The organism is Formosa sp. A9, from assembly GCF_051200825.1.
Lineage (GTDB): Bacteria > Bacteroidota > Bacteroidia > Flavobacteriales > Flavobacteriaceae > Formosa.
Map to the genome: position 1 here is coordinate 2588856 of NZ_CP195158.1, position 15136 is coordinate 2603991.

Consider the following 15136-nt stretch of genomic DNA (forward strand, 5'->3'; position numbering starts at 1 on the left):
TTTTGTAACCAATTTCACATTCTGCTCTCTCCTATTCTTGTTTAGAGTGTAACATGAAATACTGTTTCCAATAACAAAGCATCCACCTCTTCATCCGAGATCAATTCTTGCTTCTTTTTAACAGGTTGTTTTGCTTTCGGCACTGGTAAAGTTTTGGTTTCCTTCTTCTGAAAGTCTGGTAAACTTACAGGTACAGTAACCTTAGTATGGATCTTGTTCCTCCAATCGTCCATCCAGCTATTGCCTTCTGGTTGTCCATATTTTTGAACCATCAACTCATGATGTTTTACAAAACACTGGCGTTGCAACGCAAATAACGAAACTATTGATTCTTCTGGAGCGACAAAGCACGTGTGAATATTCTCGTGCATCCATTGTGCGATAAAAGTAAAACTATCGAGATGTTCCCAGTATTTCTTAAACAGGTGATCGAATTGTGCTGCACTTAGTGTTTCTTTTGCATCCAACAGCATAAACATGGTTTCATCAAAAATGAGTCCCTTTTCTGCAAAATGAAATTTTTGAAATTTTGAAACGTCTGCTGTAGTCTTCTGCTCTTTATCCAAAAACACAACAGTATCTAAAAGCTCTTTAGGAACAGTATCCTTATAAATGGTATCCTGTACCAGCTCCCAACGGGAAGTAGGGATGTAAAAAATATATACCCTGGTCAGGTTACACCTTATGGTTTCAAAAATGCTATTGGTCATTAGCCGTTTGTAATAAGTGTGAATAATCTTTTGGTAAAGCTACATCTATATCTCTTAAATACTTCTCTAAAGCATCCATAGTGGTATGTCCTGTAATTTCCATAAGGGCACTCTTGGCTGCAAAAGGCGTTGAGTTCTTTACCATAGCCCGATATAGTTGGGTGATAAAGGTATGTCGGAAACTATATAAGCCATAATTCCCATCCAGTCCAAAATGGTCTTTAACACCTTTAAACCGTTTTGAAAAATGATCTCTGCGGTTAGTTTCCGAGGCTTCCCACTCACCTCCTAGCTTTTCTGGTGTAAATAGAAGGTTATCGGGTTCCATTCCTGATAAGTCAGGAAGATCATTCAGTAAAATCTCTGGTATTAATTTCGTTTTAAACACCTTATTCTTGGCTTCGAATTCCAGCGTTTTACTTTTCAGGTTAATATCTTTTACCCGTAAACGGTTCACCTCAACTGGTCTTAAAAAGTTATAGGACACAAATTTGATATACAAAAGCAATATCGGATCGTTTTCTTCTAGATATTTGAAAATTTCTTCCTGCTTTTCCTTGGTATAGGTTTTATTCCGATTCGGCTTCGTTTTAAGCACCGCTATTTTCTTCATCGGATTCACCGTCATAATATCATTATCTTCTAAGAGCTGCATGATACTACTCAAGTTTAAACGATTGTTATTTCGGCTTCTTGAACTCGTGGATAGCAAAATGGCATTTAAAAACTCCTGCGCCACTTTTTTATTCACCTGATTGATGCCTTTTATATGTGGATGATGCTCCTCCAACCAGTTCACAAAATGTGTTATGGAATAGGTATAACCTTGAAGTGTGCTTGCTTTTACCATATTCCCTTTCAGTTTTAAACCATATTCCAGAGCTTCCTGTACAGGCATCCCTGTATCTTCTTCCAGTGTTTATTCCGGTTCCTGACTTTCTTCTGGTTTGGATTCGACAGATACAACGGTTTCCTGATTTTCAATTTTAGCTGGTACAACTGTTTCATCCTCCATCTCCACCATCTCCAGTACAGGTCCCACCTTTTCAACTACGGGTTCTGGTTTAGTTTCCGCTTCTGGTTGCCGTTCTATAACAGCCTTTACTTTTGGAACTTCTGATTCCTGTTTTTTGGCCAGTCTGGACTGATATAATTCTGTATTATCTTCAAAGGGATTAAATCCTGCTTTTAATAATTTAACAAGTCGGCTGCGGTATTTGGATAAGACCGTCATGCGATCTTCCTTGGTTTTATAGTAATTGACTTTACCATAAATATTTTTCATGCGCTCCAGTTTACCCGTTTTTGGGTTTCGGTAAGAGAAATAAACGTACCAGCGTTTGCTTAAATCTCCCTTGGCATTGTAAATTTTTGGGGTGGAAAATTGGGGTTTTTTAATCAAATCGTGTTCTAAATCGTGTTCATTTTGAAGATCAAATGTAAGTAATTCATTTAATATGGACATAAAAAAACGGTTTAGCGCGAACTAAACCGTTTAACATTAGAACTTTAAGTCTTGTAGCGAGACCGAGATTTGAACTCGGGACCTCTGGGTTATGAATTCCTCGAAAATGAATTTTGAAACGCATTTACTGGGGTTCACAGCCTATACTTTTTTAAAACCGTATGCAAAACCGTATGCAGTTTTAACTTCTTAGATTAACAAATTTTGATGATGCAATTTAGGAAAGATCTAATAGATTCAAAAATAATTAATCAATAATATAAAATAAAAAAAGTAAACCTAATTTACTTCACCATCAAATATAAACTGAGTCTATTACAATTAAAAAGATTCCCAATAGACTATATAAGGTGTAAATTTCATTAAACCAAACTAACCCAATTAACATTGTAAATATTACTTCGGCATATTTTAAAGGTGCCACTTCATTTGTTTCAGCCGCTTGGAAAGCCTTTGTCATATACAATTGAGCGGCGTAACCAAAAACACCCAAACTAGCGAAAATTAACCAATCAATTCCCTTTGGAGGAATCCAAAAATATAGGGTAGCTAGGCCGGCAAAAATTGAAGATCCAATAGCATATATCAAGCCCAGAAAATCTGATCCTCTGTCAATACCTTTAAGAATCAAAACTCCTATAAAAGCAATTAAAAAGAATAGCCATTGTCTAGGTTTCATCTTTTCTTTTAGCCACAGAACAGCAAAAAATGTAGCAAAAATAGGAGCTATATAACGTATAGATACAGCTGTCCTCATAGGTAATAATTTTACAGAAGCAATAAATAGGGCCATTGAAATTAACCCAACCAAACTTCTCAAAACCAAAAGCCCTTTTTTATTACCTACAAAGGGAATCTGTTTTTTTAACTAAAAAAGGAATAGTAAAAAATAAAGATCCTAAGGACCTAAAAAATACTATTTGATACACATTAAATCCTGAAAGGTATTTAAAGCTGAAAATGCAAGAGTACTTATCAGCATATACTGAATGGCTTTTATATGCATCCGTATTACCAATTATTAATGACCTTTATCTAAAAAGTTTGTTAGGAAAAGGAATACTTATGGTTATATCAATTTAATTGAATCCTTGAATATAGAATAACGGAAAATATAGTCAATTCCATTAATGTAATCCAAATAGCACTTTTAACGAAATAATTTTATACTTTCAAGTACTCCCTTAGTTAAATTTTCAATTTCTTCGTAGTTAAAATTTCCATTAGGATTTTTCACCATAAGCTTAGATCCCATTCCCACACATGTCACGCCAGCTTCAAACCACATTTTAAGATTTTCAATATCTGGAGACACCCCTCCAGTTGGCATAATAGAGGTCCATGGCTGTGGTCCTTTAATCCCCTTAACAAATTGGGAACCATAAATATCTCCAGGAAACAGTTTAACAATCTCACATCCCAATTCTTCTGCTCTAGCAATTTCCGTCAAAGTACCACAGCCGGGAGACCATAAAACTTTTCTCCGATTACATACAACTGCAATATCCTCCCGTAATACTGGCGTAACAATAAAATTTGCTCCCAGCTGTAAGTATAAAGATGCTGCTGCGGCATCGGTTACCGATCCTACACCTAAAATCATTCCAGGAAGTTCAGCTATAGAATATTTTATTAATTGCTCAAATACTTCATGAGCGAAATCTCCTCGACTCGTGAATTCAACTACACGAGCACCTCCATCGTAACATGCTTTTAATAATCTTTTACTGATTTCAACATCCTTATTATAAAACAAAGGAACTAAACCTGTTTGTCTCATAACTTGAGCTACTTCTATTCTTGTAAATTGTGCCATATATTTATCTAGATACTTTAGCAGAAAGATCTCCGCTTAAAAATTGTTCTACGTCGTTTAAGGTAATTAAGTTATAATCGCCAAATATGGTGTGTTTTAAACAGCAACAGGCAACAGCAGTATCTATAACTTTTTGGTGATCGTTTGCCGATTGTATTAAACCATAAATCAATCCGCCCATAAAAGCATCGCCACTGCCCACACGGTCTACAACTGGTGTAACGTCTTTTACTTGTCCGCGATACAAGGTCTCTCCATCATACAAAATACCGCCTATACGTTGGTGCGATGCACCTACAGAGTAGCGTAAGGTGGTAGCCATATATTTTAAGTTTTTACACGCCGAAAACACTTGCTTATACCCCTCTGGCAGGGCCTTGGTAAGCTCGTAATCTGGATTCAGTTTTGGCTTTCCTAACATGAAATTTGCCGTATCTAAATCGCCTAAAATTATTGTACTATACTGCAATAATTCTGGCATAACCTCGTGCGGTTGTTTACCATATTGCCATAATTTAGATCGATAATTTAAATCGGTTGAAATAGGAATACCTCGCTTATGAGCTGCTTTAACGGCCAATAAACACACTTGGGCAGCACTTTGGGAAATGGCTGGTGTAATACCGCTCCAATGAAACCACTTAGCGTCTTTAAAAATCTCTTCCCAATCAAAAGTATCATCCGTAATGGTAGCCATAGCGCTATTGGCTCGGTCGTAAACCACTTTACTGCTACGTGTACCAGCACCTGTTTCTAAAAAATAAATGCCCAATCTATCGCCTTCTACCACCACGTGCTCCGTACCCACTTGCTTTTTATGCATTTCTTGCAATGCGCATGCTCCTATATCGTTATTTGGAATACGTGTTACAAATGCCGAATCTAAACCAAAATTGGCTAAGGCCACAGCAACGTTAAATTCTCCTCCCCCATAGGTGGCCTGAAAATTAGATGCCTGAGAAAACCTTAAAAACCGTTCGGTAGACAAACGCAACATGATCTCACCAAATGTAATTACTTTACTCATATCATTTTTTTTAAGCCCGACCTTAGTCTAGCTTTATCATCTTTGTATTTGCCTCCTGTAACTTGTGCCTCTGTATTCGTAAAAATCCAATCAAAAAACTTTAGTATCGTAGGGTGACATTGTTATTATTGAATTATTCAAACTAAAAACACTAACTCAATATCGATTTTTTTAACAAACTCACATTACAAACTAAAAACCAAACAATGCACCTTTACAGATACTAAAGTCTATTTTTGATTGGCTGGATTACATCCATACTAACAAAGTGAAAAACAAACCAACAGTGTTGGCTCAACAAACTATTTATTGTATATGCGTTACCGGTTATTAAATACCTAAACCTTGACCACCAGTTACCTGAATAGTTTCAGCTGTTAAGAACGACGCATCTTTACTTGCTAAAAACGATACTACCGAAGCCACTTCTTCTGGTTGTCCTAATTTCCCTAAAAGGATGTTATTTTTCCATGAAGCAAACACCTCTGGTTTAGTCGATTTAATTTGTGCGTGGAAAGGCGTATCTATAGTCCCTGGCGAAACGGCGTTTACACGAATACCATATTCTGCCAAATCTTTAGCTAGGGCACGTGTTAAGGCGTGCACCCCTGCTTTAGATGTTCCGTAAACACCAGCACCTGGCCCTCCTGCATTCCATCCTGCGATAGAGGTATAATTAATAATAGAGGCGTTGTCTCCTTTTTTAAGGAAAGGAATCGCTGCTCTAGAAGCGAAGAACACAGAATCTAAATTTAAGGCCATTACAAATCTGTAAAACTCGGTAGTCATGTCTTCAAATCTAGAACGACCGCCTAAACCGCCTGCATTGTTAACCAATACGTCTATTTTCCCGAATTTTTCACCAATTTTAGTAATGTTTGTGTTTACCGCTTCTTCGTTGGTTACATCAAAACCCCAGTACTCTGCAGTAATACCTTCGGCTGCTAAATCTTCAACACATTTAAGCCCAGCTTCGTCGTCTATACCATTTAAAACTACGGTATATCCATCCTTTCCTAAGCGTTTGGCTACTTGAAAGCCAATACCACCAGTTGCTCCAGTAACTACAGCTACTTTATCTTTTACTTCACTCATTGTTCTATAATTTTAATTTATATTGATTTATTTTTCTACTAATTGAATGGTTCTAGCGAAATAGTATATCGCTCCAATACCCAGAGGCACAAACAGTGCAATGGCAATAAATATTGGGGTGTAAGACACTTCGGCCACGATAGGCACAATAAAGTTCATGATGATTACCGAAAATACACCTACCATGCCGCCTAAACCGGCTAAAGACCCAACGTTTTTACCGTTAAACAAATCGCTAGGTAAGGTTTGTATATTACCGATGGCAAATTGAAACCCAAATAACACCACAAAAACTATGGCTACAAAGCGTTCGGCAGTCGTACCAAACAGCACGGTGGCTATCAAGCCTAAAAACATAATTAAACCACCAATTAATATGGTTATTTTTCGGCCTTTATCTATAGAATTGGTTTTCGCTATAATTTTACCCGACACGTAACCGCCTGCAATACTACCTATAGCTGCCCCCACATAAGGTACCCAAGTAAACAGCCCTACTTCTTTAACGTTAAAGCCATACACATCGAACAGGTAAATTGGCATCCAGCCCACAAACAGCCACCAAATAGGCTCTAAGAAAAAACGCCCAACAACTATGGCCCACGATTCGCGATACGATAATATTTGTTTTAAGCTTAAACCTTTAGTATCGTCGGTTGCTTCTCTATCGGCTTGGCTTTGCCCTTCTAGAATGTATTTTCTTTCTTCTTCGGAAATCCACGGATGTTTTTCAGGCCCTGCTTTTTGAAAAATCAACCACGGAATGATCCATAGCAAACCCATAGTACCTATGCATATAAACGTTGTTTTCCATCCATAGGCTACAAACAATGCCGATATTAATAATGGTGCTATTACAGAACCTATTGATGCTCCTGCATTAAATAACCCCTGTGCAATGGCGCGTTCTTTTATAGGAAACCACTCGGCATTGCTCTTAACGGCTCCTGGCCAGTTCCCTGCCTCGGACAAACCTAGTGTGGTTCTAAAAAAGGCTAGGGATACAAACCCTCTAACAGTAGAATGGAATATGGTCGATAAGCTCCAAATACCAATACTAAGTACATAACCTATTTTAGTACCAACCTTATCGAAAAGCTTTCCTGAAAACAGTTGCCCCAACGCATAAGCCACCATAAATATGTTTAAAATATGCCCGTAATCGCGCTTATCTAAACCTAAGGAGTGCGAGATAGAACCCTCTAAATCTTCACTACCCCACATAATACTTAAGGCACTTCTGTCGATGTAATTTATGACTGTTGCCAAAAAAATTAAACCTATAATAAACCACCGTAATCCTTTAATTTTCATCTTTATAATTCTATTTTTTAAAGGAAAGTCTAAACCATACACCTCCTGTTCGTATATAAAAACCAAATACTGGATTTTACTACAAGATGTACTTAATTGATAGTAAACATGGTGACTTTTTACGCTTTTAAACACTTATTAAAAACGTTGTGAAGACTATAATTTACTTCCCTTCCTTATATGTTATTTTACGTGTTATGAAACTAAAATCGTGCACCTTCCAGTTTCATAATTGTATTTAAATATTATAGCAATATTGATATAATGCTTTAAAATGTACTTTCATTTTATCTTTTGCCAACTGCGGATCTCCTGCTTTTATCGCTTCGTAAACCGCCTTGTGCTCATCTATCGCCGATAAGGACAAACTATCGTCGCAAACATGATACTTTTTAAAATTTGTAATTATTTCTGGCGTAATCTTTAACATGAATGTATTTAATGTACTGTTACCACTAGCATTGGCAATAGCTAGATGAAACAACAAATCTTCCTGTACCGCATCCAAACCTTGTGACGCTTTTTCTTCGTAAGCATCTAAAGCCGATTTTATATGAATAAGATCTTCTTTTGTACGTCTTAACGCAGCCAATTTTACAATTTTAAGCTCTAACAGAATACGCGTTTCTACCAACGATTTAAAATCTGGATCTTCCAACCTTAAAATATCAGCAATCATCCCGTTCATGGCAATTACTCCTATATCGGCAACAAAAGTGCCGCTTTGTGGTATAGACTTTAGCAAGCCGTAAAACTCTAATTTATTAATGGCTTCCCGCACATTACTTCTACTCACCTCAAACTTTTCAGACAACATACGTTCCGATGGCAATTTATCGCCAGGTTCTAAATTTTTTAAATTAATCAACTCACCAATTTTAGCGATGATTTGATTTTGAACCTCTTGATTATCACTCTTAATAAGGACTTCTAACTTCATGTTTTTGTAATTTATTTAAAAAACTGGTTAACCAGCTATAATCTGATAAAAATAAAAAACTTTTGACAAATTACTTGTGATTAAATTGATTTTTTAAATATCGGTACATACTGTTGCTATTTACTTAAACCTTAATGCGTAACTTCTAATTTGTAAAACTTAACTTTTGCATAAGCACCTTCATCTCGCGATTGAAAATAGTTACCAGCCTTAAAATAATTCTCGAATACGCCCCAACGTTTCATGTGAATGCTATCGTAAACCGCATATTCATTTTTATTTAAAATCACTACCATTTTCCCATCAGTTACTTTAACTTCTAAAGTAAACTTACCAAAGCCCACATGCTGATTAAAAGTGAAGCCTTTATCGTCATCCCAGGCATCTTCATGTAAAATCTCCTCGTTTGTGGCACTTAAATTTTTAAGTTCCTTGGTTTTAACACGTATTTTACCGTCCTGCCAATATATTTTTAAAATTGGAGGGGCATTATTGTCTTTCTGACCAATTAAATCGCGTTGTTCATTAGTTAATCTGCCGTGAATTTGCATAATAATTACTTTATGGTATTTACCATCGGTAGCTTTAGAGACCTCCTCCATGGCAAGTTCGCCTTTCATATACCCGCCTTGCGCAAAAGTCCAGTTGGTATTATTATCACCTGGCACCATTTGCTCCCTTAATTCCGAACGGGTGTATTTAGTATTGGCTGTTGTCGCTTCACTCGGAAATGCATAAAACACCAATGCTCCGTTTGTAGAGTCGTTATACATGTAAGGTATTAAGCGTTGATCGGTCGCATAGTTTAAAATTTCTGGCGGCTCTATATTCATGGCCCTCCCCTTAGCGTTTAACTCTGGTGTAGTCACACTCCAATGGCTTAAATCGATTTTTGGCAACTTGTATTTTTTCTTCTTCTTTTTTTTCTTTTTTTCGGTTTTAGAAGACTCCATTGCACCACTGGTCTGTGCCTGACCAGCAGTTGCAACGGAGAAAAAACACAATATTATTACCCCTAATATGTATTTAGAACATTGCTTCATAAACAATTAGTTTACTGGATATACTTTTACGTTGTCTACATAAGCATCGACATCGGTTACGGCATAAATCCAAATAGAGATTTCGCCTGTAGCGTTAGAAGTAAACACCGATTTTGCTACAACAAAATTTCCTTTTCCATTAATTTCCGAACCGATAATTTGTGTTAAAGGTCCTTCGTTAGACACCACTACTGCATCTGCACCATCTGTAAAATGTCCAGGAAGAATCTCGCCTATAATTCGGTTACCACCTGGCGCTATACCATCTTGCTCGTCTGGTGTTTTTATGGCGTATTCGTACTCTAATACATACGGCGTATTTGGAGTAACAGTAATAGACTGGTAAGCATAACGTGTGCTAGAACTTAAATAAGCACCTGCCGAAGTAGACTGCGTCCATTTTGCGCCAGGCGTTTTTGAGCCATTATCCGATCCGTCGTAGTTTAATGGCGAACCATCAGAACTAGAATTAAACGGATTGGTATTACCACCTGTAAACGATTCTGATTTCCAAAAATCTTGTCCATCGTTAAAATCGCCATTTAAAATATCTGGAATTATAGCTGCTGGCACCTCTGGTTCTACAACTTCGATTTCCATTGAAAAGGTATCGGACTTTCCTAGTTTATCTGTGGCAGTAAGTGTTACAGTATAAACACCTTCGTCTGGGTATGCATTAAAACCATCTAAACTTGTTGCAGTATTACCATCTCCGAAATCCCAAACATAGTCTGTAGCACTTGATGATGTGTTCGAAAATTCGTATTCTAAATAGTTAGCGGTTTCGGTAGCAGTAAAACTAGCTGCTGGCGGTGTTTGGTCTTCTTTAGAATTGGCTTCTGGTAAATCGTATGAAAAAGCATCAAGCGTAGGATCGCAAGACGATATTACCAAACCAAGCACACCTAACATAGCATACTTTCCTATGCTTGTTAAAAGTCCTTTACGGTTACTGTTTGTTTTCATGTCTTTATTTGTTTTTAGTTTGTTTAAGGTTGAACTAGTAGCCTGGATTTTGCTTCATTACACCTTGACTAATATTAATTTCGTTTTGAGGAATTGGTAACAATAAATCTGTAGATGCAAAATTGAAATTATTTGCAGCAGCGAAAGCAGAGAGTACCGATTGCGCGACATTAAAACGCAATAAATCGAATAGTCTTTGATTTTCGAAAGCAAACTCCACGCGACGCTCTACCAATAAAGCTGCTTTGGTTAATGCGTTTGGACGATCGGCTATTGGGTCGAAACCAGCTCTTTCCTTAACTGCCATATACGAATTAATAGCATTGCTATTACCTGTTTCTGAAGCTCCAGCCATAATGGCTTCGGCATGCATTAACAAGACATCGGCATAGCGTAAAACAATCCAATCGTTACCTGCCAATTGTGGCAACCCGGTAAAGGTTTGTCCGTCGCTTCCACCCGATTCTCCATCAGGGAAATACTTGGTACATTGGTAGCGTATAGTACCTCCAAAAAGCGTTAATGGGTCTTCTCTATAGGTATGCTCTATTCTATTTCCGCCGTATTCATCTACTGCAGCTTTCAAATCTGTTGTTCCGTAATTTACACCACTGGTATGCCCTACTGCATTCATCCATTCGGCAGAAAAAATCTGACTATTATCCTGAATGCTGCTGTTGTACCCTATAGCAAACATGGTTTCCGAATTATCTTCGGTATAAAACACATCGTAAAAATCAGATTCTAAACTAAACTGCCCGCTATTGATAATCTCTTCGCATAACACTTGGGCTTGCGTGTAGTTAGGGGTTTCTAAACTTAAATATACTTTAGCTAATAAGCCCTTCGCAGCTGCTACAGAGGCTCTAGTTCTGTAGGTTTGCGATGGATCTATTCCAGTGATAGCATCTTGAAGGTCTGATACTATTAGGTCGTAAATGCTATTAGTGTCTACTCTGGTAAACTGTGTTTCGACATCCGACGGAGACACCACGCGATCTATTAATGGCAAATCGCCAAATAGTCTTACTAAATTAAAGTAAGCATGTGCTCTTAAAAATTTAGCTTCGCCTGCAATAGCGGCTTTTCTATCTTCGTCTTCTACAACATCGATGTGATCTAAAATAACATTGGCTCTGTAAATTACCTGAAAAAAGCTCGTGTAATAGTTTAATACAAAGTTATTTGTAGTAAGTGTAGAAAAACTTTCTAACTGGCCAGCATCGGAAGCATCTTCAGAATCTGGAGTTTTTGTACTTGTATTATCGCTGCGCATTTCGGTAACATAAAATTCCCATTGCACACCGTGATTGTCGTCTTTTCCACTACTGTTAATGCCTTTAATAGCGGCATAAACGCCTATCAATCCCGTTTCTAATTCGTCGGCATTAGTATAATAATTGTCGGTTGTAATAGAAGAACTTGGTGTAGGCTCTAAATAATCGCTACAGGACACCAAAATATTTCCTATTAAAACAACGGCTATATATTTTAAGTATTTCATAATCTTTTATTGTTAATTCGTTTAAGGCCTTATTAAAAATCTAAATTTAAACCTAGAGATATGGTGCTAAAAACAGGTGAACCACCACGTTGATATCCTAATTGAGTAGGGCTTGTTTTATCTAAAGCCTCTGGGTTCCATCCTGAATAATTATCGGCTGTAAAATACAATAGGTTTTGACCAGTAGCATACACTCTTAAACCCGATAATTTTAATCTGTCTAACACATCGCTCGGGAAATTATATCCTATGTTTACATTTCGAAGTGCGATATACGAAGCATCTTGTACCATACTATTGGTAAAATACTTATCTACTAAAAACTCGGTATTGGGTGCTGAATCTAAAATAGTTCTGTTATTGTTGTGACTGTACAAGTAATGGTCTGCAATGTTTCTAACTTCTGCGCCATGAGACCCCTGGAACATGAACGAAATATCTAAGTTTCCTATTCCGAATTCGTTGGTAAAACTCCATATTAATTCTGGATAAGGATTACCCAATACGGTTTTATCTTCGTCGTCTAAAACACCATCGCCATTCAAATCCTTTACATATACCAATCCGGCTTCTGCACCTACGTGTCTCCATGGTCTGTCGCGATCTTCGAATGCTAATTCTTTATCGACAACATATCCGTAGAATAACGATATAGGTTGCCCCTCTAAGTTAATCCATTCGGCAGGTCTAGATGGATCTAAACTTGTAATTTGTCCGTCGGAATCTGCAAAATCTACTAAAGTGTTTTCATTGGTAGTCGCAATAATGGTTGAGTTCCAATAGAATTTCTCTGAGCTTATATTTTTGGTTCTAATTTCGAATTCCCATCCTTCATTTTTCACTTCACCTAAATTAACAAGAGCGCCAGAAAAACCAGTAGTTACAGATATAGGGTTGTTTAACAATAACTGGTCGCTGGTACGTTGATACCAATCTACCGAACCTGTAATTCTGTTGTTTAAAATTCCGAAATCGATACCTGGGTTAATCTCGATTAAACGCTCCCATTTTAATTCTGGATTGGCAATGTTTAAAGGAGAAAAACCAGCAGTAATAGTACCATCTACCGAATAACTAGAACCTGAAGCCCCCAACAAGGCTAAACTCGGATAATAATCTACTAAAATATTACCTGTACTTAAATTGGAGGTGCTACCGTTAGCATCAGGATCAACCGCTCCCGTATTTAAACGGTCGTTACCTGTAACCCCATAACTAGCTCGCAATTTAAGATTGTTAACAAAGCTACTTTCTCTTAAAAAATTTTCCTTAGCGATATTCCATCCTATAGAAGCCGCCGGGAAATTACCGTATTTATAATCTGAACCGAATATAGAACTTCCGTCACGTCTCATACTCATAGATAATAAATACTTACTATCGTATGCATAATTAACTCTGGCAACATAAGAAATACCGCGTTTCTCCCATTGAAAGCCATCAAATTCTGAAATTGCTGTCGCATTGGTAATTTCTTGTACAACATCGTTGGTATAGCCTGTACCTGTAAAACCAGAGAAGAAATAATTTCTACTCTCTACAGAAACACCTGCAGTTACGCCAAGATCGTGCTTTCCAAACGATTTATCGTAATTAAAAAAGTTATCGAAAATCATGTAACTTTCTTTTTGCGAAATTTCGGTCATATATGCATCTGTAATACTTTCGCGAGCTTGGGTTCCCATATAATCGGTACGCTTGGTATCGTTAAACGAACCCGATAATGTGGTTTTAAATCGTAACCCATCTAGAATTTTATACTGTCCATAAAAATTACCGTATAATTGGAATTTTTTATCGGCCCTGGTACGCTCTACAATTCTAGCGTAAGGGTTTTGGTTATTACTATTACCAATATTGTTTAAGATATCATCTATTTCGCCATCGCCATCCAAATCGAAAATGGTAAAGTGGTCTTGTCTTGCATAATCGCCAACTTGTAAATGAGAGAATGCCCCATTAGGATCGACATACTGTAACGAATGCTCGTCGTGATAAATTGGCAACCATGGCTGATGTCTCGCCACGTTGTGTATATTCTCGGAAAAACGTGTTCTGTCGGTATACGACGGACTTAAGTTGGCACCGATAGTAAATCTGTCGTTAATATCGCTGTCTACTTTTAGTCGTGCGCCATATTTAGTAAAGTTATCTTTTAACATTACCCCTTCGTCATCGGAGTAATTTAAACTTACAACATACTTGGTTTTATCGTTACCCCCTCTAAAGGACAAAGAGTGATTGGTAATCATACCGCTTTCAAAAAATACATCTTGCCAAGAGCGATCTGTACCTATTTGTAATTGCGCAACGGTATATGGCGATAATACTCCATTTTCTGCCATTTGCTTATCTGCCCATTCTTGGGTGGTAAACCCATAGTCATCGCTTTTACGCGGCGTTTTCATACCCGTGTACATGCTATAGTTTATTCTGGTTTTACCAGCTACACCAGATTTCATGGTAATCATTATAATACCATTAGATCCTTTAGACCCATAAATAGAAGATGAAGCGGCATCCTTCAATATTTCAAAAGACTCTACATCGTTCATACTTAAAGATCCTAAGAACGAAGAATCTACAATAATACCATCTACAACGATTAAAGGTGTAGAATCGCCAGCCATAGAACCAACCCCTCTAATGGTAATAGAAGGTGCTGCACCAGCCTCGGCATCGGTGGCCTGAATATTAACCCCAGATACTTGCCCTACCAAAGCATCGTCTACCCTTGGTACTGCAATTTGATCTAGTTTTTCGTTTTCTACTTTAGAAATTGCTCCTGTTAAATGTGATTTTTTCTGAGTTCCGTAACCGACAACAACAACTTCGTCTAGCTTACTTACATCTTCTTGTAAAACCACGTTAATAGTTTTGGTTGAAGATACTGTAACTAACTGTGTTACAAAACCAATGTAGGAAAACTGTAAGATTTCCCCACTTTCTACATTAATAGAATAATTACCATCAAAATCTGTAGTTGTACCCCGCGTAGTACCTACCACCAAGACATTAACACCAGGAATTGGTTGTTCGTCTGTACCAGACGTTACAAGTCCTGTAACGACATCTTGCGCAAACATGGCTGTATTAAGCAACAAGATGACATACAATACTAATTGTTTTTTCAAATTCATTTGTTTGTTGTTGTTTTAATAATAAATAGTTAGCTCTACGATTAGTTTAAAAACAAAAACTTGCATACTTAAAATAACATGAACCTTATAAAAACGCGTTGCTGTATTTAACATGA

Annotated in this window: 13 protein-coding genes; all 13 read right to left on the minus strand. The window is 37.2% G+C overall.

Translation table 11 applies throughout. From position 1 onward, the window contains the following. Positions 1–41: 41 nt before the first annotated feature. The 13 genes from ACR9EA_RS11435 to ACR9EA_RS11495 all read right to left on the minus strand — a co-directional run bounded on the left by ACR9EA_RS11435 (position 42) and on the right by ACR9EA_RS11495 (position 15020). On the minus strand, positions 42–710 hold the full coding sequence (locus tag ACR9EA_RS11435; RefSeq protein ID WP_435133039.1) for a hypothetical protein: 669 nt from the start codon (positions 708–710) through the stop codon (positions 42–44). After that, a complete protein-coding gene (locus ACR9EA_RS11440) occupies positions 700–1608 on the minus strand; it encodes a tyrosine-type recombinase/integrase (protein WP_435133042.1) in 909 nt (302 codons plus the stop codon). Before ACR9EA_RS11440 ends, ACR9EA_RS11435 begins: the two co-directional genes overlap by 11 nt. Before the next feature lie 21 nt (positions 1609–1629). Continuing rightward, positions 1630–2175, minus strand: a complete 546-nt coding sequence (locus ACR9EA_RS11445; protein WP_435133045.1) for a hypothetical protein — start codon at positions 2173–2175, stop codon at positions 1630–1632. Positions 2176–2470: 295 nt separating this feature from the next. Next, positions 2471–2968, minus strand: a complete 498-nt coding sequence (locus ACR9EA_RS11450; RefSeq protein WP_435133047.1) for a DMT family transporter — start codon at positions 2966–2968, stop codon at positions 2471–2473. A 357-nt stretch (positions 2969–3325) separates the two neighbouring features. Next, entirely contained in the window at positions 3326–3991 is a 666-nt protein-coding gene (locus ACR9EA_RS11455; protein WP_435133050.1) for a bifunctional 4-hydroxy-2-oxoglutarate aldolase/2-dehydro-3-deoxy-phosphogluconate aldolase, read from the minus strand. 4 nt (positions 3992–3995) lie between these two features. Next, positions 3996–5018 (minus strand): PfkB family carbohydrate kinase, encoded by a 1023-nt coding sequence (locus ACR9EA_RS11460; RefSeq protein WP_435133052.1) that lies wholly within the window; start codon positions 5016–5018, stop codon positions 3996–3998. Positions 5019–5348: 330 nt separating this feature from the next. Further along, complete coding sequence (locus ACR9EA_RS11465; RefSeq protein WP_435133055.1) at positions 5349–6113, minus strand: SDR family NAD(P)-dependent oxidoreductase; 765 nt, start codon at positions 6111–6113, stop codon at positions 5349–5351. Between the two features lie 27 nt (positions 6114–6140). Then, the gene (locus ACR9EA_RS11470) at positions 6141–7427 is read right to left on the minus strand and encodes an MFS transporter (protein ID WP_435133059.1); all 1287 of its coding nucleotides are present in this window, start codon (positions 7425–7427) and stop codon (positions 6141–6143) included. A 238-nt stretch (positions 7428–7665) separates the two neighbouring features. Further along, the gene (locus ACR9EA_RS11475) at positions 7666–8367 is read right to left on the minus strand and encodes a FadR/GntR family transcriptional regulator (RefSeq protein ID WP_435133061.1); all 702 of its coding nucleotides are present in this window, start codon (positions 8365–8367) and stop codon (positions 7666–7668) included. A 131-nt stretch (positions 8368–8498) separates the two neighbouring features. Further along, positions 8499–9410 carry a polysaccharide lyase family 7 protein gene (locus ACR9EA_RS11480; RefSeq protein ID WP_435133064.1) on the minus strand — a complete coding sequence of 304 codons (912 nt, stop codon included), beginning with the start codon at positions 9408–9410 and terminating at the stop codon, positions 8499–8501. Positions 9411–9416: 6 nt separating this feature from the next. Next, positions 9417–10376 carry a PKD domain-containing protein gene (locus tag ACR9EA_RS11485; protein ID WP_435133066.1) on the minus strand — a complete coding sequence of 320 codons (960 nt, stop codon included), beginning with the start codon at positions 10374–10376 and terminating at the stop codon, positions 9417–9419. Between the two features lie 34 nt (positions 10377–10410). After that, complete coding sequence (locus ACR9EA_RS11490; protein WP_435133068.1) at positions 10411–11880, minus strand: RagB/SusD family nutrient uptake outer membrane protein; 1470 nt, start codon at positions 11878–11880, stop codon at positions 10411–10413. 32 nt (positions 11881–11912) lie between these two features. Continuing rightward, on the minus strand, positions 11913–15020 hold the full coding sequence (locus ACR9EA_RS11495; RefSeq protein ID WP_435133070.1) for a SusC/RagA family TonB-linked outer membrane protein: 3108 nt from the start codon (positions 15018–15020) through the stop codon (positions 11913–11915). Positions 15021–15136: the final 116 nt, after the last annotated feature.